Below are 25,173 nucleotides of genomic sequence, written 5' to 3' on the forward strand. Positions count from 1 at the left end.
GGGGCCGATCCGGCTCAGTCGCCGGGGTTCCAGATAACGGCGAACGCGTCGTCGTCGTCCTGCCCGGCGGCGCGGCCGAGATTGGCGTAGAGGGTGCGGCCGCCAAGTTCGGGGGCCGACATGGCGAGGCGGACATATTCGCGCTGGCTCACCTCGCCGGTGCGGATCCAGCCGCCGCCCAGTTCGACGCCGTTCGACAGCACGCGGTAGTCGGGCTGGTCCCCGGTCTTACTGCGGTTGGGGATGATGGCGATCTCGGCATTGACCGAAAGCGTCTTCAAGGCGCCCCGGAACGAACCGTCGTTCTGGCGCTGGACATGACCGATTGAGGGCATTTCTCGTCTCCTTGCACATTCGCCCGACCCGATGCCGGGCGATGGGCGGACCGAAGGGACGGCCCTTGAGCGCGCTGCGAACCGCAGGCCGAAGCGAAGCGGAGGACCGGAAGCGCGGGGCTGATTTGGAGCGAAGCGGCCGCGAGGAGCGCCGCCAAAGCGGCGCGGGGAAATCAGTTCCGCGCGATGGTTTCGCGAGGCGCGCGGCCGTCCCAGGTCATGCGCCCAAGGAGCCGGCGACGGGTTGGTGAGACACGAAAGGACGAGATGCGCGCGCGGACAGGAAGCCCAGTCCGGCGTCTTTCCGGGAAGCCATGATTGCTTTCGCGGCCACGAGGCCGCGGCTATAGCCTCACGGCGATGAACGAAGGAACGACGATTGCGGGGCAGATCGAACGGCTGATCGTGCGGCTGGACGGCGCGGCGGTGTGCGATGCCTGCGTGACTGACCGGCTCAACCTGTCGGTTACCGCACAGGCCAATGTCGTCACCTGCGCGCTCGGCGGCACGCGCGGATTCGAGCGGCAGAAGGACGAATGCACGTTATGCGGAAGCGCCCGGACGGTGATCCGCCGCACCGCCCGGTAGGTCAGGCGGCAGGGGTTTTCGGCACGCGAGCGCGCAGTGCGGCGCGATTTGGGCTAGTTGCCGTCGCCCGCGAGCGCGCGCGACAGCGCCTCGTTGGTCGCGTCGATCTCGATGCGGTCTGCGAAAATCGCGCACCAGCCGCCACCGAACTCCCCGATGCGGGGCTTGGAACAGGTCATGGCCCATTCAAAGCCGATCGGCCCCTTGGCGAGCGTTTCGGGGCAACATCGCTGGATCACCACCGCGATGGCAGCGGCATCGAAATCGTCCATGCTGGCGAAACACACGATCCGCGCGGATGGATCGTCGGGGCAGGTTTCAGCGATGAAATCGGCTCCGATGGTGGGAAATTCGGGATCGTTGAACGCCTCGCGAAACCCGCTCCACCGCGCGTTCGCATCGTCCGGCGGAAAGGCTGCGAGCAGCGCCGCGCTCGGCGGATCGGGCGCGTCGTCATTCGCTAGCGCGTAGCCAGCGTTTGCGACTTCCTCGATCAGCGCGCACTCGGCGGCGGTGCAGCGAAAGGCGAAGCTGCCCTGAATCCAGATGTCAGCCATTGCTCGCCTCCTCCCGTTCGGGCGTGATGACAAGCGGGGGCACCGCGAAGTCGGCCGCATCGAAATGCGCGATGATCGCCGCATAGCTGCCCAATCGCTCGGCGGTGCAGCGCCCCATGAGGATATAGTCGTCCTCGTCGGCAGCGTAGCTTTGCGGTTCGCCGCTGCCGGTGAACACGGTGCGTTCCGCACCCCACTGGCAGGCATAGGCGCCCGACCAGCGCGCGAAGAAAAGCCCATGCGCGATGCAGAAGGCTTCGAGTCCCTCGAACCGCCCCCAGGCGACCTCGTGCGCCATGAGCGCCAAGGGCTCGCCCTCGGGCAGATCGCCGAGCGCGAAGGGTTCGCCGTCCCATTCGGTGGACAGCCCTTCGTTCGCGATGGCCTCGGCGAAGGCGGGAAGCTGGCTGGCGGGGAGCGTCCCGCCGATGGTGATGGATGCCGAAACACGGTCGGCCATGACAAGTCTCCTGTCTGAAATCCGCGCCGCGAGGGCCGCTTGCGGCCGAGCGGCGCGGCGATTTTATGGGGGACGGAACGGGCGGCGGGTGCGCCGCCGCCCGTCCAGTTTCATGCGGCTTCGCGCTCGGGCTGTTCCTGCGGCTCGGCCTTGGCAGGGGCCGGAAGCGCAATCACCGCGCCGGGGCCGGTCGGTTCCGGCTCGCGGTCGGGGCGCGCCGCGAGCACCTTGGCATGAGCCGCGACGGTGCCGACGCCGCCGCGCGCCGTATAGGTAGCGGGCGGGAACGCCATCCATTTCGGCACCCAACCCTCGACCTTGGGCCGCCCGTTCGCACCCTCCAGATGGTCGCGGACGATGCGCTTCAAGACCTTGCCCGGTTCCTTCGCATTGGCGGCGGCGACAGGTTCGCCCGCCACCTCGGCGACGATGCGGGTCAGCACCTCCTTGTCGCGGACACACTCGAAAAAGGCGTCGTCGGCCTGCCAGTAGCGGGCCATATCGACGCCGATCTCGCCGCCGACCGCCTCGATGGCGGCGCTGCCGCTGGCGAGCGTTTCGCCCATGACGATGACGATCACGTCCATTACGGCGCGGTCGGGCACGTCGAGCAAGCGCAGGAACACGCCGACCAGTCCGAAGTCGTCGCCGTTGCCGCCTGTGACGGTCGGTTCCTCGGGCGAGAAGCCGAGAAGGTCCAATACGGCGCGGCGCTTCGCGTCGAAGTCGGTTTCCGCGCGGCAAGTTTCGACGCTTTCGCGCACATCGTCGTTGCGCGCGGTCTGCGGCTCGGGCTTGACCGTCCACAGTGGCGACCCGACGATGACATGGGCGACCATCAAGCGCAGCGCGACCTTGGGATGACGGGTCAGCGAGGCGCGGACAGCGGCATGACGGTGCAGGTTGATATAGGTCTGCATCGTGCTCGTCACTTCGGGGCGCGGCACTTTGGGGCCGGTTTCGATTGCCTCGCCGCGTTCGAGCCGCTTGGCCTCCTTGCTCGTCACATAGCCTTCGTGGACCTCGACCTCGCCGCTTTCGCGCACATCTATATACACGCGCCCGCCCTTGCGCTTGGGTGCCTTGGCGAACTCATAGCGGTAGAAATATTCGCCGGGCGGGACGATCACCACGTCGAACCATCCGGCATCCAGATAGTCCTCCTTGCGCGCGTCGATTACGGCGTTCTGCGCGGTCCAGAACGCGTCGGCATCTGCAAAATAGCGGTCTTCGCCGAACAGATCGGCGACGATCGCAAGGCCGCTCGCATCGACGTCGAACAGGGCATGTTCGACCTTGATCGACTGCCCGCCGAACAGCCATGCCTTCAATTGCTGGCCGGTCGGGCAATAGGCGTCGTCATCGTCGTAGAGCGCCAGCCATGCCTTCTGCTGCTGCTTGCTCGCCAGCGTCAGATGCCGGACGGTCGCCGCGTTGATCTTCTCCTTGCGGTAAAGATCGCGGATGCGCGGAAGCAGGTTGCCGAGCGCTAGGATACGCTTCACGCCAAGCTCGGGAATGCCGAACGTCGCGGAGATATCCGCAATGTCGCGGCCCTCCTTGACCAGCCGTGCGAAGGTTTCCCATCGCGTCACCTCGTCGGGATCGAGCCGGGTGTTCTCGAGAAGCGATGCCTCGATGGCGTCGGCGTCGTCCCCGGCGTCGAGGATGGCGACGGGAAGCGGGCCGTGGTCGATGCCCTCGACAAGCGCGATGGCGTTCGCCGTCCAGCGCCGCCGCCCGGCGACGATTTCGTGGACGCCATTATCGTTGCCCGCCTGCGGGCGCACGATCAGCGGCACGATGACACCGCGCTTGCGGATCGAGGGCAGAATGTCGCCCACGTCCGGGGGCTTGGGTCCGTGCCGCATGTTCACCTTGGACGGAACCAGCTTGCTATGGTCGATAAAGTCGAGTTTCATTGGTCTGCTCCTTCTGGAGCGCCGGTCCCGTTTGTCTTGCTGGATGGGCGGGACCGGCACTCAATGCGGCGAAACGCGCCGCGCGTCATCCGGCCCCTCGATCATCAAGAGGCGGCGGAAGCTCGTTGCCGTTCCGGCTATCGGTGATGCGGCGAAGTTCGGCTTCGGCCAGAACGATTGCACCCATGCGCCGCGCGGTATCGGACCATAGCGAAAGCGGGGCCAGCGGCTCGAAATGCTCGTCGCGCTCGATGAACAGGCCGAAGGGCAAGCGGACGCCCGCAATCTCGGTAAGCGAGAACACGCCCATTTCCGGGCATCCGAACCCCAAGTCGGCGAGGCCGAACAGCGTGTCTCCATCGTCGTAAAGCTCGGTGGCGATCCACGTCGCCGCGCCGACCGGATTGAAGAATTTGACCACCGGGAACGGGTCGAACCGTTCGTCGCGCTGCTCGTGGAGGCGGCTGGCGCGCGCATTCGCGCGCAGCGCCGAAAGGATCGCATGGGGGAGCGTAATCATGCCGCTTCCCTCCCTTCGTCCTGCGTCTCGGCGTAGCGGGCAAGCAGCCAATCGGCGGCCTTGCTCGCCTGACTGGCCGCGCGAAAGATCGCGCGATTGTCCTCGCGCAGCACGTCGAGCCATGATGCCAGATAATCGGCGTGACGAACGGTCGGCACGATGCCGAGCGCGGCGCAAAGGAAGGCCGATCCCATCTCGGCGATCAATTCTTCGCGCGCATAGTCCTTGCTGCCGAACGCATTGCGCAGATTGCGATTGAGGCGCGACGGGTGGCCGCTGGCATGACAGAGTTCGTGCAGCGCCGTCCGGTAGAAATTGATCTGTTCGTGGAAGGCCGGTTGCGGGGGCACCTGCACATAGTCGGCGCTCGGGACATAGTAGGCCTTGTCCCCACCGATGCGGAAATCGACGCCCGATGCCGCAATGACCGCTTCGGCGATCGGCACGACTTGGCGTTCGGGAAGCGGTGCGGGGTCGGTGGCAAGGCCGGGGCGCAAGCCTTCGCACTGTGCGACGTTGAACACGGTGAAGCGTTTGAGGAACGGCACCGCGCGGGCTTCGCCGCCGGTCTGGCGCGCGCGTTCCTTCTCGGCTTCGGGGGTGAAGCGGTCGGCATAGACAACCCTTGTCCCGCGCTCGCCTTTCCTGACATTGCCGCCCGCCTCCAAGGCTTGGCGGAAGGTCAGCCACGATTGCGACGGATAGCCGTTCTCGATCACTGCTCCCCACAGGATCAGGACATTGACGCCGCTGTAATTGCGGCTGGTGAGCCCGTTGCGCGGGAGGCCGGGGGCGGCGGAGAAGCCTTGACCATTGGGGCGGCCCCAAGGCTGGACCCAAGGGAAGCGGCCCGCCTCAAGTTCGGAAACAATGCGGCCCGTCACCTCGTCGTAAAGATTGGCGCGCTCCGCCGGGGGCTGGCGTTTGCTGCCCTCTGCGCGCGCGCGTTGGCTGCCGGTCTGGTGCATGGCTATCCTCCAATGCCGCCCCAAAAACCCCAGGGCCTCCCCCGGAGCGGGGGTGGGCGGCGAATTGCGACCTGCCGGGCGCGGCCAGGAGGCGGTCCGCACCCGCAGGGCCGAAATGCAATGGAGGAGCCGGACCCGAGCGCAGTCGAAGGCCGGCTTGCGGGACGCCGGGCCGGGCCCAGAAGGGAGCGCCGCCCACCCGCGCGACGAGGGGAAGGCCCAACGAAAAATGCCGCCGCGCCGGTCAGGCGCGGCGACGACAGGCCGGAGCAAGGCTCCGGCATCCCGCCAGTCCGATCGTCACCTTTGGCCGGGACGCGCGAAGCGTGGCCCGGTGGAGCTTGGCGAACGGATGTGAGCCTAGCGGAATAGAGCGGCGGTCGCGCCGCAGGCGCGAGGCGCCTGAAAACCCGGATGCGTCAGGTCAGACCCTGCCGTCTTGAAGCACTCTCGTCGTGGTCGCCATGCGCGCGGTGACACGAGGAGCGAGCACTCGGCCCACTGGCCCCAACAGATCAACCGTGCAGCGGGGATCCGTTCGAACCGGTGCAAGCGGTCATCGCGGGCAACAGGCTCATCATGGCGGCACCGGCGATGATGATCGCGCCGACCGCCGCGGCGATGCCGGTCGCGGTCGGCCCCGCACCGCCGAGCTGCATCAGGCTGGAGACGACACTGCCGCCGGCGATCCCGGCGGGCACGGCGAAGAGAAGCGCGATCGCTCCGCGAAGCGGAACGGGCAACCGCGACGCGATGAGCATGCGTCCGATCAGCAAGACCGCGACGCCGACGACGAGGCCGAGAAGCAGACCGAGCAACGGCCCCAGTTCGCCACCCCCCGCCCACAGAAATGCGGCCGCACCGAGCCCGACCGGGAGTGCGAAGACGGCGAGCCGGAACATCGCCCAGGCGAAGAGGACGATGCCGGTGGCGGACAGGATCAGACCGAGCAACATCACGACCAACTCCATAGGCTCGGAACATAGCAGAAACACGATTCGGCATGAAGCCCCGATCGGCTCGCACTATGGGCGGTCTGGCGCGTTCTTCTCGGGCGACGTCGATCGCAGCGCGACGAACAGCGTGGCCGCACCGGCTTCGCTCCGGCCGGCAGGGGGCCGGTCGCCGATCGCGAAGAAGATGGCATTGACGGTACGCGGCGTTGCACTGGCGGCCGTGACAGCCGACCGGGAATTGACGGGCACTCCGGCGACGCTCGCGAGATAGGCGCGGGTCTCACCGGGCAGCGCGCGGCCGGTCCGCACGTGCTCGGCATAGCGTGCCGGTCCCGCGTTATAGGCTGCGAACAGTCCGGGATAACCGAAGCGGTCATACATCAGACGAAGATAGAGCGTCCCCGCCAATATGTTGTCGCGCGGGCTATGGGGATCACGTCCGAGCCCGAGCCGCGCGCGCATTTCGGACCAGGTGCCGGGCATGAGCTGCATCAGTCCCATCGCGCCGGCGTGGCTGGTAATCGGGCGCCCGTCCAGCACCGTGCGCCCGCCGCTCTCGGCGCGCATGACGCGCTCGATCCATTCTACCGGCACGCCGAAACGCGCCGAGGCTGCCTCGATATAGGGCCGCCAGTGAACGACCGACTGCGCGTCAGCCGGTGCCGCCGCCAGCAGCGCCAGGGCGGTGATGGCGACCCTCAGCCCAGCCACAGCAGTCGCACCTCGCCGATGACGTCGCCGCGCGATGTCGGTCCGAAATAACGCCCATCGAACGAATCCGGGCTGTCCATCAGCAGGAACAATGCGCCCGAACGCAACATCACGCAGCCATTCCACCACGGCATCGGACGGTCGCGGCCATCGGCTTCGCGGCGTTCGGCCACCGGGTGGCCGTTGACATAGATCTCCCGCCCGCGCGCACAGACGCGATCGCCGGGCGCGGCCGCGACGCGCTTGACCAGCGGGATATTGATCGGAATGTAGCGCCGCTCGGCGGCGAGCCGGCGCCAGCGGTCGGGCACCCGGACCAGCACCATGTCGCCCGATGCGATGTCCTGCCGTCCGCTGACGGCATAGAGACCGATCGGCGCGCTGGCCGATGCGTTCCAGACCAGCCACGGCGTTGGCGGCAGCGCGATCGTGGTCGCCAGCGCGGCCGCGCCGAGACCGATCAGCGCGGTGGGTTTAGCCGGCAGACGGGAGGGTAGCAGCCTAGCCATTGCCTCCCTCCCGCATGTTCGCGCGCGACCAGGCCTCGATATCGTCGATATGGTAGCGCCAGACGGTGCCATGCTTTCGGCACGGCGGGCCGCGCCGCTCCCGGCGCATCTTCTTGAGCGTGTCCCCCGCGAGACCGAGATGGAACGCGGCCTGCTTGGTTGTCAGAAACGGGCAATGCTCGCGTGCCCGCCGAGCGCGCTCCGCGGCCGACGACGCCGTGGCTCCACCGTCCACAGCGGATGAATCCGCCTCGATCCGTGTTCGCGCGCCGCCGCCTGCTTCGGGGTTTGGATCGTGTGTCATGAGTGCAGCGCCCGGTCCGACGAACCCGCGTTACCCGCCGATCAGGCCCGCACGCGCGGCTTCCTGTTCGGCGACATAGGCATCCAGCATGTCGGCCTGGCCGGGGAGCAGCGCGTCGATCGCAGGGAGGCCGTCGATATCGTCCCGGTGAAGCAGCACGGACGGGCACTGGCCTTCGACATTGCCGAGATTGGGGCGATGCTGGGCATAGCCGATGAGCGCGGCCAGATCGGGATCGAACGCTCGAGCGATGGCGGGCGGATAGACGAGATACTGATTCTCGAACGTCCGCAGCCATCCGAGGCAATAGGAGGTGATGACCGCGCGGCGCACATGATCGGACTGGTTAGCGCCGGCACCATGCAGGATCGATCCGAGGAACAGCAGCGCGGAGCCGGGTGGCATTTCGGCGGCGACCGGACGTGCATCGCCCGGTTGCGATGCCGCATCGTGATGGCTGCCCGGCCAGACCAGCGTCGCGCCACTCTCCAGCGTGAACGGATCGATCGGCCAGATGACGTTGATCTGATAGTGCATCCCGGTCTTGACGCCGCCCCAGAGATCCTGGTCGCGGTGCGGCACCTGCGCGAGCGCGCCGGGATGGATTTCGATCGCCTGGGTGAGGTTGAGAACGATACGATCGCACCATTCCCCGAGCACCGTTTCGGCGATACCGCGGATGATCGGGTGCAGCACAAGGCCGGCGATATGCCGTGAACGCCGCAACAACGCGCCAAAGCGCTTGGTGCGGGCTCCGTAGAATCCGCCTTCGCAAAAGGGCGTGGCGACGAAGCGCGGTGCGAGTTCGGCTTCGAGCGCGGTGATTAGCTCGGTCGGCACGGCGTTATCGACAATGACATAACCGTCGGCGAGCAGCATCGCGGCGAGGCGGGCGGGGTCGTGCATCGCCATTCCCTTCACGCGGCTCTTGCCGCCGCATCGGGAGTGATCGCACCCGGTACATAGATGCCGTTCGACGCCAGCAGCGCAGGCGTACCGGCGCAGATCTCGATGCGGAACGCTCCAAGGAACGCGCCATCGATGCGGCGCGCGGGGCCGAGCGGCGCTGCGCGCCAGCCCATCGCCAAAACCTCCTCGCGAAAAGCAGCGGTCACGACGCCGGTTAGCATGGTGATTCCGCTGCCGAGCGCATGATCGACCATCGCCGAGATGAGCCGGTTGCGGACACGCAGGCGTCCGGGGGCGCCCAATCGTTGCGGCAGGCAAAGTCGCGTAATCTCGCGAACCTGCTCCCCCCGGGGCGCATCGCACTCGCAGAGCGACGCGAAACGATCGGCGAGAAGATGTGCGCCCTCTGTCGATAGCAGCCGCATCGACCCCTGGTGAATGCAGCCATCGTCGGTGGCGATCAGATAGACCGCCTTGTCGCCGTCATAGCTGTCGATTTCATAGCGGCCGCCGACGACCGGAACATCCCAGCCCAGCAGATCGACGAACAGGGTCTTGCGGTCCTCGAACATCGAGGCGGCGCGCGCATCGGTAAGCGAGCACCCTTTGACAATATGGATCATGGCAGTAGCTCCCGTTCAAATTGAACAGTCGCGAAGGGAGCAGAGATGAAGGGCTCAAACAGTCGTCAATATTGAGGATGCGGCGATCCCGCTCAGAACCGCGGGACGATCTCCTCGATGCAGACGATTCCGCAGGCGAGCGCGATCGCCGGGAGCTGCGCGCGGGAATAGATTCCGAAATGTTCGCGCAGGTCACGCATGTAGGTGCGCACTGTCGTCGGGGCGATGTTCATCATGATCCCGATCTCGACGTCGCTCTTGCCCATCGCCGCCAAGCGAAAGCATTCGAGCCGCTTTGGGCTGAGATGGGGTAATTTCAGCGGGCGCGCCGGAAAGCCGTGCAAGCGCCGCGCCTCGGTAAACGCCTCGCTCGCCATCAGCGTCGCGATCCGGCAGATATGCGATGGCGGCAATTGCCCGTCGCGCGTTGCGAACGTACAGCATCCGGGCGGCTCGCCGGCGACGCCAATCGGAACGGTGAGGCCGTTGCGCAGGCCATGACGCGCGGCTTCGCGCACGATGCGCGCCTGTCGCCGCGTGAAGCCGCCCAGCAGTCGCTCCATTTCGTGCCAGCAGAACGCCCGGCTTGTCGAGCGCGCCGCGAGCAAGGCGGGATCGTCGCGGTAATAGCCTTCGGCGACGAAAACGTCGCCCCAGCTCTGGAAATTGTCCATGCGGAAATATCGCCCACCGGGCTGAAAGAAGGCCATGCTCTGGACGATCGCGAGCCATGGGAGGCCGAGCTGGCGTGCGGCGGCCTCGCTGCAACTGAACAGCTCGCGATCACTGTTCGCGCGCCTGGCCTGCTTAATATAGGCATCGAGGTCGCGAAACGGCACCGAGGGGCACTCCTTTCGACGCGCGCGTTGCGGGCGCGTCTATCGGGCGCGTGGTTCCAGCCCACGCGCGTGCAGCCCCCGATGATTTACTTGGTCTTGCTCGGCCGCCCCGTCGGCTTGTGCGGATGGCGCCGGAGCGTCACCGCCGGGCGCGCCAGTATCGCGCCGATTTCCAGTTCGTCGTCCGAAACGATCGAGATCGATATCCGGCCGGACAAGAGATAGACGGCATTAACGCCGAGTGCCTTCGCGAGCCGCTCCATTGCTTTCAGCGTCGGGCTCGACCGGCCATTTTCGATCGCACTCAGATAAGAGCTGCTCGTGCCCGCATCATGGGCGAGCGCTTCTTGCGTGATGCGCATCGCAAGCCGCAATTTCCTGAGATTCAAACTGAAGGACTTCGACGCATCCATAAGGGCGTAAGTTCACGCCCTGCGACCATTACTCCACACTGGATACAGGTTGGAGTTATTATCTATATTATTACGTTTTTACAAATATTTAAATGAGATTCCCGAACAACGCGCACTCAACTCTGATGCGGATTCTCAGGCGCGCCAAAAGACCGCATTCGGACGGTCGAATCGGTCGATGACCGAAGCCCTCACGCCAGGACATTGGCCGTGGACGCCGCAGTGGAAATCCCATCGGCGTCGTCACATCCGGGGCGAGCATTGATTTCAAGCGCCGAGCGAATCACGATGCGAACAACGTCCCGTGGACACGTCCGCAATCGCCGTTCCGGCGTGGCGTACAGGAATCATCGGATAGTTTGACGTGCCTGTGTGTCGTTGTCTCCTTTGATTTGAATGCAGCGCAGCGAAGCGGAGCGTCGCATTGGTTCATAGTTATGAAATCACCGTTCGTGTCGGGCCGCTGGCCGCCCACCATGCCAACCGACTACTCGCAACAGTCGGTTCTGGCGGTAATCCCGCAGCGGTCCGGTTTGCTCCAGCCCCGCCGAATTGTACTCGGATCTTCATGATGCAGCGGGATCGGTCCGGGGATCGGTAGTGACGAGCCCGAAAAACGTGGCGCCGGCATTGCCTGGAGGATATTGTCGATCTCCCGATAGACGCCTCGCGCTGCCATATGAGGATGGCGCGCCGCTTCGTCCGGATCAAGCACGGGGGCAAAGCAGGCATCGCTGCCTTCCAGCAGTGTGCGCCATTCTTCCCGTGTCCGCATGGCGAATATCTCGCTAAAACGCTGCTTGAGCTCGGGCCAGGCATCACGATCATAGCCGTCGTCAAAACTGCTATCGCCGGCCAACCCCAGCTTTTTGCAAAGCAGCGCATAGAACTTGGGCTCGAGTGATCCGACTGAGATGAAATTCCCGTCGGCGCACCGATAGGTCGAGTACCAGTGAGGGCCGTCAAGGATGCTGCAGCCGCGTATGCTGGCAACCTGGCCGGCGGCCTTCAGGCTCAGGAGCAAGTTCATCATGTGAGCGCTCCCATCGACGATCGCGGCGTCAACCACTTGCCCATTCCCGGTATCCCGCGCGTGCATTGCCGCTGCGAGGACGCCGATGGCCAAATAGAGCGCTCCACCCCCAATATCGCCTACCAGGCTTGGCGGCGCCATTGGCGGTTCACCGGGATGCCCAGCATACCAAAGGGCTCCTGACAGCGCGATATAGTTGATGTCATGGCCGGCCGCTTGGGCGAGAGGTCCCTGCTGCCCCCAACCCGTCATGCGACCGAATACAAGGCGGGGGTTACGCGCTAGGCAAACCTCGGGACCAAGGCCGAGCCTCTCCATCACCCCAGGCCGCATGCCTTCGATCAGTACATCGCCCCTTTGGACGAGATCCAGGACATGCGCGACGCCTTCGGGGGACTTCAGATCCAAGGCAATTACACGTTTCCCGCGGTTCACAATGGCGCCGCTGCCAAGATCGATATTTTCGGAGTTAGGGCTTACGCGTTCAATGACGACGACATCGGCGCCAAGGTCGGCCAACAGCATTCCGCAAAACGGCGCCGGGCCGATGCCCGCAATTTCGAGTATTTTGAGGCCTGCAAGCGGACCAGTTTTCGTCATTCAGGCATACCTGCGTCTGAGACCTTGGCGCTTTGATCCAGGCCGTTTCGCCGCTCCAGATTTCGAGACGGGTTGCAGTCGTGCTGGGCGGCAGTGTCGAAAGTAAGATTGGCAAAATGACCTTGATTCGCCTAATTCATTCTCTGGAGCAATTATTCCTGTGGGGCATGTCCATGCTCGATTCTCGCCTCAAGCATGCCGTCGCGGTTGGTCAGCTTCGTTCCTTCTCCAGGGCAGCGGATGCGGTTGGTGTCACGCAGTCGGCGGTGACCAAGAGTGTCGCTGAACTCGAACGGCATCTTGGCTATTCCCTTTTCCATCGGACCTCACGGGGCGCGATGCCGACAGAGGAGGGACGCGAATTTATTGATCGCGCAGCGCGCTTGCTTGCCGACGCAGCTGAACTACTCGGAGATACAGCCCGCCGCGCCGACGCCTATGCGGGCCCGCTTCGAATCGGACTGTTCCCAGGGTCAATCGACTGGTTGCTCACCCAACCTCTGGTTTCTTTGCTGCGGCGCCATCCGGCAGTGCGCGTCGAAGTCGTTTCGGGCAACAGCGAAAGGGGCGTGCGACTCCTGTCGCGCGGCGATATCGATGTCGCCTTTGGACTTGAAGCGGCCTTTGCACGCTGGCCGGAATTCAAGTGCGAGCGGGTCGCCTCGATCGAAATACTGCCTTTTGTGCGGAACAATCATCCCATTCTGGGGATAAACCCGACCAGCAAGGAGCCGCTGGTCCAGTTCGAATTCGTAGTGCCCTCATCTTCCGAACCCTACACATCGATCATTCAGCAGATGTACGAAAAAAGCGGTAAGCGTCCCGCTGACTGGATCCACATGACAGACTATTTTCAATTGGTTCGACGGATCGTTGCCACATCCGATGCTATCGGGATGGTTGCAAAACAGTTCACCGAGAACTCATGGTTTCGCGCCAATTTCGTGGCCTTGGAGGGAATCGGTTTATTCGATCCATTGACGCTTTGTTATGCTGTGCGTAGCCGCTGGCAGGTAAAACCGGCTGGCCGTGCGCTCGTCAGCCTTGTTCGTCAGGCATGGCGCACCGCATCATCGGATTAACGGCAAGGGGGCGGGGTGCGATCGGAAATCCGCTGCATCCGTCGCGATCAGCTAGAGCATTTCGCGCAGAAGTGGGAACCGGCTTTCCGGCAGGAAATGCTCTAGCAAATTGATCTTGGGCATTTTCCGAGTTGGCGGGTGATTCCACTCGCCTCGAAAATGGCCTAGAAGCTAATCGCCACTTCTCCGCCGATGACGCGCCCCCTGTTTAGCGGTGAAAGGCTTGCACCCGTGCCCCCGAAGGCCGCCGGCAAAGGTGTATCGCCGCCAATCGTCACCTCATTCAGGAGGTTTCGGCCATAGATGGAGAAGCGCCAGTGCTTGTTGTCGGTCGCCAATGTGAGGCTCGCATCGAGCATATCGGCGCCCTGAAGGAAGCCGACGTTGTTGTCGGTGAATGCCGCCTTGTCGCGATGCGTGAAGCTGACACGCGCCGTTGCTGTCCCCAATTCGCCAAGCTGCTGATCATAAGTCAGCCCCACGCCATAGGTCCATGGCGACAGCCTTGGCAATTTGAGCGCACGATCCACATCGTTGATGACGCCATCACCGCTGAGGTCGAACTGGACGTTGCGATACTGGCCATTCACGTAGCCGAGCTGACCCGAAATCACGAGGTTGGACAAAAGAAAAAACTGCCCCTCGGCCTCGACGCCTTTGATTGTGGCGTCGGCGGTGTTCCGTATGACCTGGCTGACGCCAAGCGGTCCGGGCAGGTTGATCTCGCGCTGCAGGTCCTTCATGCGATTGTAGAAGGCCGCCAGGTTGATCCGGTGGCGCCCGAATTGCTTCTTGGCGCCGAGTTCGAAACTGTCCTGGGTCTCTTGATTGAATGGCCCCGGCGGCACAGCGGGATCGGTGTTGCGCAAATTATATCCGCCGCTGCGGAACCCGCGCGTGTAAAGGCCATAAATCTGCGTGTCGTCATCCGGCTTCCACTGAAGGCCGATTTTCGGCGTAAACCCTCGCCATTTTGCCGCGTCGGCGAAATTGGTTGCACAGATCAGCGTGTCTAGATTGCAACCATTTGCGCGTAAGGCCGAGACCCGAACGGCTTTGCGTTCCCAACTATACCGCGCGCCGAGATTCAAGGTCAGCGTATCGGTGAAATGCCAGTCGGTCGAAGCAAAAATGCCCCATGTTGTCTGGTCTTGCGTACCCCCACCGGAAACGATCCGAGCACCGCCCAAAAGATTCCGCAGCTCGGCGTAACGAAGATCCTGGGAAAAATAGTATAGACCGGTTGTCAATTCGACGTCACCGAACCTTCCGGCATAACGAAGTTCGTCGCTGAGTTGATCCTGGTCGATTTCGAAAAAGGCATGAAAGAAGGACTGTGGTGTTCCATCGATATCAGCGCCCGCGGAGGATCGGAATTTCCGATAGCCAGCGATGTTGGTGAAGACGCCTTCGCCCAGACCGACATCGATGTTGGTTTCCACGATCGCCTGGTCCCATTTGGCATCATAGAAACCTGGGAAATTGATCGAAAACCTGAAGCTGTCGCGGGAAACAGCGCGTGACTCTGGACAGGGGCTCCATCGCTTTCGACATCGCCATGCTCATAGCGGAGATCCATTCGGAAGCGGTCGCCACCCTTGAGCGAAAGTGCCGGGCGAATGATAAGGTCATGTGATTTACCGAAGCTGCGATTGTCGAAGCGGTTGCGAAACCAGCCATTGTCGTCGCTGTAGTAGACGGCCAATTTGGCAGCCAAAACGTCATCGACGATAGGTCCGGTAACCGTGCCGCTTACGGTCTTTTTCAGTCCCGTTTCAATGGATAGCTTGGCTTTGGCTCCAAAATCGAAGCTGGGCCGCGTGGTCCGCACAACCACGGCACCGCCGGTAACGTTGCGACCGAAAAGCAAGCCTTGCGGTCCACGCAGAACTTCGATCCCCTCAAGGTCGAAGTTGTCCAGCACGACACCAGCGTTGATGCCGAGGTAAATACCGTCAGTGAAAACGCCTACGGTGGGGTCGATCGATGGGATCGTGCTGTTGATGCCGAGGCCCCGGATAGTGAAATTGGCATAGCCCGGTGCCGTACCCACATCCTCGAGCTGGACGTTGGGAACGTCGTAGCTCAGACTTTGAAGATTCTGGACGAACTTGGCATCCAGCTGCGCTTCACCAAAAGCCGTGACCGCCATCGGTACTTTCTGCACGCTTTCGCCATAGCCCTTTTTGGTGGCGGTAACGACAATGTCCTCAGCCAGCGCTTCCGTGGCGCTCCCGGTTTGGTCGTTCGCCTGGGGCGTTGCTTCCTGGGCAAATGCTGTTCCCGAGCACAACAACGCGGCAGAAGCCAATAGACATCCTCTCATGGCTGATCCTCTCTTCCCAGGAGATATTGTGTAGTTCATGCCGTTTGGCGGCATTTGAGGGCCGTCGTCCAATTCAATTCGCTGCAGAACTATTCCTGCTGCTCATCGATATCTGGCGGCAGCACGACGCCATCGGCAGCCCGACGGCCGCTCAAAAATATCATGGTAATTCATCGGGTTGATTACGCTCTCAGCGCCCGTTCTACCGCCTCAAGGCTGTCATTCAGCCCGAGCGGGTGCTCGGCATCCGTGAAGTCGACAATTCTACCCCAGTGCCGGGCGACATCATCGAGCGTGAACGCCCTGTCCGCTCCGAAGGCGTGCCCAAGCGCGCGCTCCCACCTAAGCTTGGCGATATAGCCGGCTCCAACTTCAAAAAGCCCTTTGGTTTCGCTGCAATTCTCGTGCGCAAGCCAACCGACCAATGGACTGATCGCTTCCGCTCTGAGATTGGCGAGAAACTCTTGTGGAAAGGCAGTCGCGGTCATACGCGATGCGGCGATTGGGGCGATCGTATTAACCTGGATGTTTCTGGACCGCCCCTCCTCCGCCAGCGCGTTCGCAAGCCCCAATATTCCGAGCTTGGCTGCGGCATAGTTGGCCTGACCGAAGTTGCCGTAGATTGCGGCTGCAGACGTGGTCATGACGATGCGGCCATAGCCCTTGTCGCGCAGTATCGGCCATGCTGCCTGCGTCACTGCCCGCGTCCCATTCAGATGGACCCGCTGAAGCAGTGTCCAGTCTTCGTCGGTCATTTTGTGGAAGCTCACATCGCGCAGGATGCCGGCATTGTTGATGACGACGTCAACGGTTCCGAAGTTGTCAACCGCGGCTTGGATGATCAGCGCGCCCTCCTCGACCGACGCATAATTTGCCACCGCCTGACCGCCCGTGGCTCGAATTTCGTCGACCACATTGTCAGCGGCTGTGGAGCAGCTGCCGCTCCCTTTCTCGTCGCCACCCAGATCATTCACCACCACCTTGGCTCCGCGCCCGCCAAACATCAGCGCGTACTGGCGCCCAAGTCCGCCTCCGGCTCCGGTCACAACCACTACCCTGCCATCGAAACGAAGCTCTTCGTCCATCGCTTGTCTGCCTCTTTTACCTGAGCGACGCATCTGCGCATTTGATCCTGTGCGAGTCAGGCACGCGGCTCCATTTCCGTCGACGCTGTCGTTTTCGTCTGAGCCTTACCGAAAGGCTTGAATGCCGGTCAGGGCGCGCGAAACAACAAGCTTTTGAATCTCCGTCGTGCCATCGGGGATGGGGCAAATGATCGCCTCACGCACCAGCCGCTCAACGATGAATTCGCGGGTGACGCCGTTGCCGCCATGGATCTGAAGCGCATCGCGCGTCGCTTCGATCGCCATTTCGGTGGCGTACCACTTGGCCATCGAGCATTCCGTCTCTGCGCGCGTGCCCGCCTGGACGAGGGATATTGCCCGGTGCGTCAACAGACGGGCTGCGTCGATCTTGGTCGCCATGATGGCGATCTTGTCGGCGATCAGCTGATGGCCGGCGATCTTCTTGCCATGCTGCGCGCGATCGCGAGCGTACGCGATCGCCTCATCCATTGCTCGCCGTGCGATGCCGATACTCCACATCGCCATATGGCAGCGGGCAATCTCGAACACTTGCAACGTATTGCGCAATCCATCGCCGACCCGGCCGATCGTGTTTGCCACCGGTACGCGGCAATCGGACAGGAATATCTGTGCAGTCGATTGGCCGTTGAGCGCCATCTTCTGGATATCGCGCACCTCATACTCACTCTCGTCACGATCGACCAGGATGTGAGTGACTTCATTTTCGCCAGTCTTGCACGTACAGATGAAGATGTCCGAGTAGGCTCCGTTGGTGATCCAGGTCTTTTCGCCATTGATGACCCAGAAATCGCCGTCTCGTACGGCGCGTGTCTTGATGGCGGCGACGTCCGAGCCGACATCGGGCTCCGAGATGCCGAGCGAAACGAACTTCTCGGCCGCGACGAGGTCGGCAAGATAGCGTTGCTTGATCGTCTCCGGGGCGAAGCGGCGGATGAGTTCTGCGCCAACCGCGTTGATGAAGCCGGGTATGGCCACATCGAGCGAGGAATAGGCGATCTCCTCGAAAATGAGCAGATGAGTGAGCCATCCCATATCAAGCCCGCCCCATTGCTCCTGATGCGGTGCGGTAATATGGCCATAGCCGGTCAGTGCTTGAGTCCATTCCTTCATGAGCGGTTTGGGGATGAATCGCTCCCCATGCCGGCGGATTTCCGGCTCAAGCTTGTTGTCGAGAAAGCGGCGGACGGTTTCCACCGCCATGCGTTGTTCATCGGACAGCTCAAAGTTCATATCGTGACCCCGTGTTTCCCTAGGCGCGCTCTGACAACTACCGGCCCAGGATCGTGACGGCGACCACCGCCTCTTCCACCCCGATGACACCTCCGCCGTTCTGCGCGATCGCGAACCGGGCATTCGGAACCTGTCGATCTTCCGCCTCGCCGCGCAATTGCAGCGCAAGCTCGTAGATTTGGCCGAGCCCGGTGGCGCCGATCGGATGTCCCTTGCATTCAAGCCCGCCCGACGTGTTTACCGGAATACGCCCACCCAGCGCCGTCTCACCGCGCTCTGCCGCGAGTCCGCCCTCGCCAGGCGGCGTCAGGCCGAGCGCCTCGATTTCAATGATCTCGCCAACCGCCGTGGCGTCATGCACCTCCGCGACGCCAATATCTTCTGGCCCCACGCCGGCCATCGCATAGGCCCGGTTCGCCGCAAGGCGGCTGACATGGTGGTCATAATCAAAGGGATCGCGCGCGGCGCCGGTTTGCAGCACAGACGCCAGGATTCTTAGCGCCCTGTCCGGGGCTGCCGACAGTTTGCGCCGACCGGCTTCGCTGCAGATGATCGCAGCGGCGGCGCCGTCGCTGATCGGGGAGCACATCGGCAGTGTGAACGGGTAAACGATCGGAGGCGCAGCGAGTACACTTTCGACGGTATATGGGAGGCGATACTGGGCAAGCAGATTGCGCGTCGAATGCATGTGATTTTTCGCCGAGACGGCCGCGATTTGCGCTTGCGTCGAGCCGTAGGTCTTCATGTGCGCGCGTGCCATCGCGGCGTATACATCCATGAAAACGCTGTAAGGCTGACTCGATGTCGTTCCTTCCGGAACATCGACGCCATTGCCCATGGCCAGCAGCTGCGCGCGGCCCGACTCGGTTTCATGCACGTCCCAAGCGCCATCGAATGCACTGAACATGAGCGCCTTGTCGGGCGAGTACATCTTCTCCGCGCCGAGCGCGAGTACGACATCCGCTGCCCCCGATCGAACATAGGCGGCGGCCATGTGCAAGGCCGTGGAAGCCGTCGCACATGCGTTTTCGACATTCACCACGGGAACGCTTGAGATGCCCATCGCTCGCGCCACGATTTCGCCGCGGATCATGTCCTGGCCCTCCATATGCCCCTGGACGCAATTGCCGAAGAAGATGGCTTCGACATCGCCGGCGGTGCATCCTGCGTCGGAAAAGGCCTGCGACGAAGCTTCGGCGCAGAGCATTTTCAGGCTCTTGTCGAACTGTTTTCCGAACGGGGTCATCCCAACCCCCATGACGAATATGTCGGTCATTCGTTGATCCATTCTTCCAATGTGTTCCGCATCCGATCAGGTCTCACCGGTCGGAAAAATCGGGCTTCCGCTTCTCCCGGAATGCCGCCAGTCCTTCGACAATGTCGTTGGACAAGGCGTAAGCAGCCATGGTTTCGAGTTCCTGACGCAGCCCGACTTCGAGCGAGCTATCCTGCGCAGCGCGGACTAGCTGCTTCATGTAGGCGAGCCCTGGCCGGCTCTTTTCTGCAAGAGATTCTACCAGCGCTTGCGCTGCCGCAATGAGATCCTCGGGAGCAACCAGTTGGGTCACGAGTCCGGCTTCCTTCATCTCGGCAGCCGAGATGGTCCCGCCGGTCATCATCAGATGTTTCGCACGCGCTTCGCCGATCTTCCTAGGGAGTCGAACCGACCCTCCACCGCCGGGCAACAGGCCGTAATTTGCATGGGCGTCGCCAAATCTGGCCGGGTGCGCGGCAATGACGAGATCACAGCACAACACCAGTTCCAAGCCGCCGGCGAGCGTAAGGCCGTTGACCGCCGCAATTATCGGAAGGCGCGACGTCTCGATCCTGTTAAAAGCCTGACCGAGCGGCGGCAGAAACAGATTTAAGCGTTCGGCGAGAGTTTGTCCGCCTGTTCCATCGCCAATTGCGAGCAGATCCGCGCCAGCGCAAAACGCCCGTCCGGCGCCGGTAAGAATGCAAGCGCGCACCGTCGCATCTGCTTCCGCTGCCTCGATCGCTGCGGCGAGTTCCTCGGCCAAAGCCAACGACAGACTGTTCAACGCTGCCGGCCGGTTGAGGGTCACCCAAAGCGCTGGGCCGCGTTGCTCAACCAGGATGTATTCATAGTCCATTGCAGTCTCCCGCGCGCCGGCAGGCGGTCACCGGAATAGAGGATGTGGCTAGGATGGCTGCGTCGGTCATGCCCCCGAAATGCGCCGGTCCTGGCCCGCCCAATAGGGCTCTCGAAGCTTTGAACGAAGCACCTTTCCGACATTGCTCAACGGCAGTGGCTCGGCGGTAAAAACGACCTTGCTTGGCTTTTTTGCGGAGCCCAGACGCTGGCGCACCAAATCTATTATCTCGGTCTCCGTGATTTGTGCTCCGGGCTTGACACGCACCATTGCAAGCGGCGTTTCACCCCATTTTTCATGGGGCACGCCAAAGACCGCGACCTCGAGTACACCGGGATGGTCGGCAATTACGTTTTCGATTTCGGTGGGATAGATATTGAAGCCGCCTGACACGATCATGTCGTTGTTGCGATCGAGCAGATACAAAAATCCGTTTGTGTCGATCATGCCGACATCGCCGGTTTTGACCCAGCCATCTTCCATGCGCCGGGCGGTTTCCTCCGGATCGTTCCAGAATTCCTCCATCTGGCCATTTTCGAACCGTGCGACGATCTCGCCGGGCTCGTTTGGTCCCAGCACCTTTCCGTCCTCGTTACGGATTTCGATATCGGCGCCACTCATGGGACGTCCGACCGCCCGAATTGGGGCAGAACCTTCAAATTCGCCGAACCACTCGTTGGGCCCCATAGACGCGATGGGCAGGATTTCGGTCTGTCCATAGCCCGAATGAAGAACATGATTCCCGAATATCTGGCACGACTTGCGAAGCGTCGGCTCGGAGATCGGCGCTGAAGCACTCAGCAGAAACTTCAAATTCGGAAAGTGGCGGCCATATGCCCCGTCGTGATGCACTATGGCATTGAGCATGGTGGGGGCTACAAAGGCATGGCTGATCCGTTCCTGCTCGAGAGTGTCAAGAAAGGACGCTGGATCGAAGCCGTCCATCATCACGTTGCGGGCGCCGCAATACCAGGCCGGCACGAACAGGAAGCCCGATGCATGGGACAACGGGCCGACATGCAGAATGGCATCCCCTGGGGCCACTTGGGGGCCGATGCTGAAAAATGCGGCGGAGATCGTCATCCATGAACGGTGCCGATAGGCAACGCCCTTGGGTTTGCCCGTCGTGCCGCCGGTGTGGCGGATGACACAATAGTCCTCCGGCGCGACGACGGGATCAGGATCCCGGTCCGAGGCTGTCGCCAACCAATTCTCATAGTTGTGATCGCGGATAATGATCCGCTCAAGCGTCGGAGCTTGGGCATCCAGCCCCGCCAACTCCGAAGCCAATGCCTCATCGACCAGCGCCAACCGAGATCCGGTACTCGCGATCATATGGGCGTGCGCTTCACATCGGTTGCGCGCATAGAGAGGAACACGCGTATAGTTTCCAATGGCAGCCGCCAGTATGATGTCGGCGGCCTCGATGGAGTTCTTCTCCAGCGTAGCAATCCGGTCACCCGGTTGAAGGCCGCACTCCGCAAGAGCATTTGCGAGCTTCACGCCGCGCAACCAGGCTTCCGAGAAAGTCAACCGCCTGTGGCCGTGAACGAGAGCCTCTTGCTGGGCGAAATAACGTGCGGCGCGACGTATTTGCGTACGGACGTCCATCAGCCGCGCTCCTCTAAGGCGCTCGCCCACAATGGCGCAGTCGACACATAATAAACTGACATGCGATAGGCCTCTCCGGACTTCTTTTCGTAAGCATCTGTGTCTGCAGCATTGATCCAATCGTCCAATTCAATATTCTGCGATGCTATTCTTGCTGCTCATATTATCGTGCCGGATCATGTCGGCGGCTTTCTCGCCGATCATGATGCAGGTTGCATTGGTGTTGCCGTTGACGACTGATGGCATGATCGAGGCATCGGCCACGCGGATATTTGCGAGGCCGTGAACGCGCAGGCGGTTGTCGACCACCGCCATCTCGTCGGTGCCCATCTTGCATGTTCCCACCGGATGATAAGCATGATTGGCTTCTGCCCGGATATAGGCGTCGATCTCTTCATCAGTTTCAAGGTAGCGGTCAGGATAGAGAGGCCGTTTCATCATCGCCTTCATGCGATCCGAATGCAGGATCTCCTGCACGACACGGAAGGCATTGCGCAACGTCTTGAGGTCGTCGGGATGACTCAAGAGATTGAGGTCAATCTTGGGATCGGATTCGGGGTTTGAGTCATGTAAGGCAACCCAGCCGCGGCTCTTTGGGCGCCCAATATTGAGAATGATCGTATAGCCCCATTTCGTCATCAGCTTGTAGTCGCGCGCATGGTCGCGATAGGCGAGCGGCACGACATGGACCTGGCAGTCCGCCCGGTTCTGCCCCGGCGCGGATCGCAAGAAACCGCCTGCAGCCGTGGGCGGCGATGCCAGCCAGCTTTTCCTTTGCGTGAGATACTGGAATAGGTCTCGCACGGTCTTGAGCGCGCCAACGACATTGAGTGCGATCCCGAGCCGCTTCTTCGACTGGTAGACCAGCATCAGGTCAGGATGGTCGTGAAGATTCTGGCCGACACCGGGAATATCATGAATCACTTCGATTCCATGCTTCTCCAACTCATCACGCGGTCCGATACCGGAAAGCATCAACAGTTGGGGCGAATTATAGGCGCCGCCGCTGACAATGACTTCCTTTTCGCACGGGATCGTCTTCAACTGCCCGTCCTGGGAATACTCGACTGCCACCGCGCGGTTGCCCTCAAACCTGATACGATGGACGCGGGCATGTACTTCGACGCGGAGGTTGCCGCGCCTGCCCATCACCGGATCAAGGTAACACGCCTTCACGCTGGCGCGCTTCCCGTCCTTCACGGTAAACTGATAGATGCCGACACCTTCCTGGCTGGCACCATTGAAGTCCGGATTGGCTTGATGGTCCAGTCCAGTCGCCGCCTCGATGAAAGCATCATAGACATCGAATTCGCGCTTGCCGTTGGATACGTGAAGCGGTCCCGACGAGCCGTGAAACTCATCCTCACCGCGCTCATTATTCTCAGCCTTGCGGAAATAGGGCAGGACATCGTTGTAACCCCAGCCGTCGTTGCCGAGTTCGGCCCAGTGGTCGAAATCCGACCGGTCGCCGCGGATATAGACCATCCCGTTCATACCGCTCGATCCACCCAGCATCTTCCCGCGCGGATTGTAGAGGCGGCGGTCGTTGAGCGCCTTTGAAGGGTCGGTGTTGAACCGCCAGTTGAGCGTATTGATCCGATAGTCTTGGATCAGCGCCGCAAAAGCGCCGGGCGTGGACACAAGCGGCGAGGTGCCTGGGCCGCCTGCCTCGAGCAGGCAAACGGTGACATCGGGGTCCTCGGACAACCGGCTGGCGATAACGCCGCCCGACGACCCACCTCCAATAATTACATAGTCAGCCATTTGCTTCCCTTGTCATTCGACCCATGCTGGCGACCCGGCGTCATGCAACATGCCAGCATCAACCGCCGCAGCCACGTCAGAGGATCTTTTCGAAGATGTTGAGTAGTCCTTCGGTCTTGCTCGAATAGGGTGGCAGAAGTTGACCAAGCAGGCTGAGTTTCGGCTGAGAGAACACCGGCTTGTAATGAGTGAAGCGCTCGAAACTGGCGACGCCGGTATAGGCACCGATGCCGCTCTGTCCGATGCCACCGAAAGGCAGCCGGCGCTGGAAGACGTGCATGACCGTGCCGTTGAGAGTCACGCCGCCAGCGTGCGTTTCGGAAATGATCTTGCGCCGTTCCTCACTTTCGTCGCCAAAATAATAGAGCGCCAGCGGGCGCTCATGCCGGTTTACGTAGCGAATGAGCTCGTCTTCGGAGCGATATGGCATGATCGGCAGGATCGGTCCGAAAATCTCCTCCTGCATCATCGCCATGTCATCGGTAACGTCGAGAACCGCCAACGGCACGATCCGATGCCGTTCAGGAAGCGTTCCATCGCCGTTGTCCGAGAGGTTGAGCACCGTCGCGCCCTTGGCTTCGGCATCATCGAGCAAACCTTGGAGCCGCGCGAACTGTCGGTCATTGATGATACTGGTGAAATCGGGGTTGCTTGCCGCGTTGGGGTAGCATTTGGCAACCTGAGCGCGGAGTGCGGCGACGAAGCTTTCCATCTGATCGACATGGACGAAGGCATAGTCAGCGGCGATGCAGGTCTGGCCGGCGTTGAGCAGCTTGCCGAACACTAAGCTTTCACAGACTTGTGCAAGCGATGCACCCTTGCCCACGATGGCAGGGCATTTGCCGCCAAGTTCCAGAGTAACAGGTGTAAGGTTGGCAGCCGCCGCTTCATAGACTTTGCGGCCAACCGCGGGTGAACCGGTGAAGAGAATATGGTCGAAAGGTAGGGCCGTCATCGCCTGTGCCATGTCGGGCCCGCCCTGGACAATCGCGAATTCCTCTTCGGCGAAATACCGGCGCACAAGCCGCTCGCTGGCTTCGGCGGCGTTGGCGGAAACTTCGCTCGGCTTTGCGATCACGCGGTTGCCGGCCGCCAATGCACCGGCCGCGCCAACGAATATGGTGCCGAGCGGATAGTTCCACGTGCCGAGAACGCCCACCACACCTAGGGGCTGGGGGACCAGGCGCGATGAACCGGGAAGGCCGAAGATGTCAGTCTTCACCCGCCGCGGCCTCAGCCACGTCTTCAGATTGCGGCGCGCAAATTTAATTTCCGATATGCCAAGCATCAGGTCGAGCAGGATAGTCTCGTAGCGGGATCGAATGCCGAAATCGGCGGCAACGGCATCGACCAATTCGTCTCTGTGCTGCTCAAATATCCGGCCAAGGCGCCCGAGCAGGTCCATGCGTTCTTCGTAGCTGCGCGAAACCTGCTCACGCGTCCCTTCGCGTTGGGTCGCGAAAATTCGTTCCAGCTCAGTTCTGTTCCGAGACGCATCCACGTTAAATCGTCCGGAGGCGCGCTGGCCGCTCGGCGCTGCTCGCCTGGGCGGTGCTTTCAGCTGCGCCGATCTCAGTGATCACAGCGCGCTCGATTCTGTACGCCGTGCCGATGAATGAGGGACCGTTGCCGGTGGAACGCATCATGGATACTCCTCGGTCTGAAAGTCAGGTCGAAAAAATCGGGGGCAGCG

The 25,173-nt window shown here is 62.0% G+C and carries 26 protein-coding genes; 2 read left to right on the forward strand and 24 right to left on the reverse strand.

Annotation, left to right across the window (positions count from 1 at the left end; translation table 11 throughout):
• Nucleotides 1-14: 14 nt before the first annotated feature.
• Complete coding sequence (locus J1N50_RS01660) at nt 15-335, reverse strand: DUF736 domain-containing protein (RefSeq protein ID WP_017499949.1); 321 nt, start codon at nt 333-335, stop codon at nt 15-17.
• A gap of 360 nt (nt 336-695) precedes the next feature.
• On the opposite strand from J1N50_RS01660, the gene J1N50_RS01665 reads away from it, so the two are divergent.
• A complete protein-coding gene (locus tag J1N50_RS01665) occupies nt 696-923 on the forward strand; it encodes a hypothetical protein (protein ID WP_017499950.1) in 228 nt (75 codons plus the stop codon).
• A 53-nt stretch (nt 924-976) separates the two neighbouring features.
• Here J1N50_RS01665 and J1N50_RS01670 read toward each other — a convergent pair whose 3' ends face one another.
• The 14 genes from J1N50_RS01670 to J1N50_RS01735 form a co-directional block, all read right to left on the reverse strand.
• A complete protein-coding gene (locus J1N50_RS01670) occupies nt 977-1,480 on the reverse strand; it encodes a hypothetical protein (protein WP_017499951.1) in 504 nt (167 codons plus the stop codon).
• Nucleotides 1,473-1,940, reverse strand: coding sequence for a hypothetical protein (locus J1N50_RS01675; RefSeq protein ID WP_017499952.1), 468 nt, complete (start codon nt 1,938-1,940; stop codon nt 1,473-1,475). The genes J1N50_RS01670 and J1N50_RS01675 overlap by 8 nt, the downstream gene beginning before the upstream one ends.
• 110 nt (nt 1,941-2,050) lie before the next feature.
• Nucleotides 2,051-3,862: a ParB/RepB/Spo0J family partition protein gene (locus tag J1N50_RS01680; protein WP_017499953.1), complete on the reverse strand. Its 1,812-nt coding sequence runs from the start codon at nt 3,860-3,862 to the stop codon at nt 2,051-2,053.
• 85 nt (nt 3,863-3,947) lie between these two features.
• Nucleotides 3,948-4,382, reverse strand: a complete 435-nt coding sequence (locus J1N50_RS01685) for a DUF2958 domain-containing protein (RefSeq protein ID WP_017499954.1) — start codon at nt 4,380-4,382, stop codon at nt 3,948-3,950.
• Nucleotides 4,379-5,350 (reverse strand): ArdC family protein, encoded by a 972-nt coding sequence (locus J1N50_RS01690; RefSeq protein ID WP_017499955.1) that lies wholly within the window; start codon nt 5,348-5,350, stop codon nt 4,379-4,381. The genes J1N50_RS01685 and J1N50_RS01690 overlap by 4 nt, the downstream gene beginning before the upstream one ends.
• A gap of 515 nt (nt 5,351-5,865) precedes the next feature.
• The gene (locus tag J1N50_RS01695; RefSeq protein WP_136175471.1) at nt 5,866-6,309 is read right to left on the reverse strand and encodes a hypothetical protein; all 444 of its coding nucleotides are present in this window, start codon (nt 6,307-6,309) and stop codon (nt 5,866-5,868) included.
• A gap of 66 nt (nt 6,310-6,375) precedes the next feature.
• A complete protein-coding gene (locus tag J1N50_RS01700; protein ID WP_017499957.1) occupies nt 6,376-7,017 on the reverse strand; it encodes a lytic transglycosylase domain-containing protein in 642 nt (213 codons plus the stop codon).
• Complete coding sequence (locus J1N50_RS01705; RefSeq protein WP_017499958.1) at nt 7,005-7,526, reverse strand: S26 family signal peptidase; 522 nt, start codon at nt 7,524-7,526, stop codon at nt 7,005-7,007. Before J1N50_RS01705 ends, J1N50_RS01700 begins: the two co-directional genes overlap by 13 nt.
• Nucleotides 7,519-7,830, reverse strand: coding sequence for a helix-turn-helix domain-containing protein (locus tag J1N50_RS17995; RefSeq protein WP_081095412.1), 312 nt, complete (start codon nt 7,828-7,830; stop codon nt 7,519-7,521). Before J1N50_RS17995 ends, J1N50_RS01705 begins: the two co-directional genes overlap by 8 nt.
• Nucleotides 7,831-7,860: 30 nt before the next feature.
• A complete protein-coding gene (locus J1N50_RS01715) occupies nt 7,861-8,742 on the reverse strand; it encodes a phytanoyl-CoA dioxygenase family protein (protein WP_017499960.1) in 882 nt (293 codons plus the stop codon).
• A 5-nt stretch (nt 8,743-8,747) separates the two neighbouring features.
• Nucleotides 8,748-9,362, reverse strand: coding sequence for an acyl-homoserine-lactone synthase (locus J1N50_RS01720; protein ID WP_017499961.1), 615 nt, complete (start codon nt 9,360-9,362; stop codon nt 8,748-8,750).
• Between the two features lie 92 nt (nt 9,363-9,454).
• A complete protein-coding gene (locus tag J1N50_RS01725; protein WP_017499962.1) occupies nt 9,455-10,201 on the reverse strand; it encodes a LuxR family transcriptional regulator in 747 nt (248 codons plus the stop codon).
• A gap of 86 nt (nt 10,202-10,287) precedes the next feature.
• A complete protein-coding gene (locus tag J1N50_RS01730; protein ID WP_017499963.1) occupies nt 10,288-10,614 on the reverse strand; it encodes a helix-turn-helix domain-containing protein in 327 nt (108 codons plus the stop codon).
• Between the two features lie 487 nt (nt 10,615-11,101).
• On the reverse strand, nt 11,102-12,247 hold the full coding sequence (locus J1N50_RS01735; RefSeq protein WP_026108913.1) for a CaiB/BaiF CoA transferase family protein: 1,146 nt from the start codon (nt 12,245-12,247) through the stop codon (nt 11,102-11,104).
• Between the two features lie 80 nt (nt 12,248-12,327).
• Between J1N50_RS01735 and J1N50_RS01740 the strand changes: the two genes are divergently transcribed.
• Complete coding sequence (locus tag J1N50_RS01740) at nt 12,328-13,329, forward strand: LysR family transcriptional regulator (protein WP_017499965.1); 1,002 nt, start codon at nt 12,328-12,330, stop codon at nt 13,327-13,329.
• 164 nt (nt 13,330-13,493) lie between these two features.
• On the opposite strand, the gene J1N50_RS17710 is transcribed toward J1N50_RS01740, so the two are convergent.
• The 9 genes from J1N50_RS17710 to J1N50_RS01780 all read right to left on the reverse strand — a co-directional run bounded on the left by J1N50_RS17710 (nt 13,494) and on the right by J1N50_RS01780 (nt 24,981).
• Entirely contained in the window at nt 13,494-14,681 is a 1,188-nt protein-coding gene (locus tag J1N50_RS17710) for a TonB-dependent receptor (RefSeq protein WP_231679523.1), read from the reverse strand.
• Nucleotides 14,576-15,640: a TonB-dependent receptor plug domain-containing protein gene (locus tag J1N50_RS18000; RefSeq protein ID WP_231679520.1), complete on the reverse strand. Its 1,065-nt coding sequence runs from the start codon at nt 15,638-15,640 to the stop codon at nt 14,576-14,578. Before J1N50_RS18000 ends, J1N50_RS17710 begins: the two co-directional genes overlap by 106 nt.
• A gap of 197 nt (nt 15,641-15,837) precedes the next feature.
• Nucleotides 15,838-16,740 carry an SDR family oxidoreductase gene (locus tag J1N50_RS01750; protein WP_011415065.1) on the reverse strand — a complete coding sequence of 301 codons (903 nt, stop codon included), beginning with the start codon at nt 16,738-16,740 and terminating at the stop codon, nt 15,838-15,840.
• Nucleotides 16,741-16,845: 105 nt separating this feature from the next.
• Nucleotides 16,846-17,991, reverse strand: a complete 1,146-nt coding sequence (locus J1N50_RS01755; RefSeq protein WP_017499968.1) for an acyl-CoA dehydrogenase family protein — start codon at nt 17,989-17,991, stop codon at nt 16,846-16,848.
• A 37-nt stretch (nt 17,992-18,028) separates the two neighbouring features.
• Nucleotides 18,029-19,267 (reverse strand): thiolase family protein, encoded by a 1,239-nt coding sequence (locus tag J1N50_RS01760; protein WP_011415063.1) that lies wholly within the window; start codon nt 19,265-19,267, stop codon nt 18,029-18,031.
• 43 nt (nt 19,268-19,310) lie between these two features.
• Nucleotides 19,311-20,105, reverse strand: coding sequence for an enoyl-CoA hydratase/isomerase family protein (locus tag J1N50_RS01765; protein ID WP_011415062.1), 795 nt, complete (start codon nt 20,103-20,105; stop codon nt 19,311-19,313).
• Between the two features lie 66 nt (nt 20,106-20,171).
• Nucleotides 20,172-21,716 (reverse strand): class I adenylate-forming enzyme family protein, encoded by a 1,545-nt coding sequence (locus tag J1N50_RS01770; RefSeq protein ID WP_026108915.1) that lies wholly within the window; start codon nt 21,714-21,716, stop codon nt 20,172-20,174.
• A gap of 129 nt (nt 21,717-21,845) precedes the next feature.
• Nucleotides 21,846-23,480, reverse strand: coding sequence for a GMC family oxidoreductase (locus J1N50_RS01775; RefSeq protein ID WP_136175472.1), 1,635 nt, complete (start codon nt 23,478-23,480; stop codon nt 21,846-21,848).
• Between the two features lie 76 nt (nt 23,481-23,556).
• Nucleotides 23,557-24,981: an aldehyde dehydrogenase family protein gene (locus J1N50_RS01780; protein WP_157228455.1), complete on the reverse strand. Its 1,425-nt coding sequence runs from the start codon at nt 24,979-24,981 to the stop codon at nt 23,557-23,559.
• Nucleotides 24,982-25,173 lie beyond the last annotated feature (192 nt).

The sequence above is a fragment of the Sphingopyxis soli genome, assembly GCF_018682675.1.
GTDB classification, from domain to species: Bacteria; Pseudomonadota; Alphaproteobacteria; order Sphingomonadales; family Sphingomonadaceae; genus Sphingopyxis; species Sphingopyxis soli.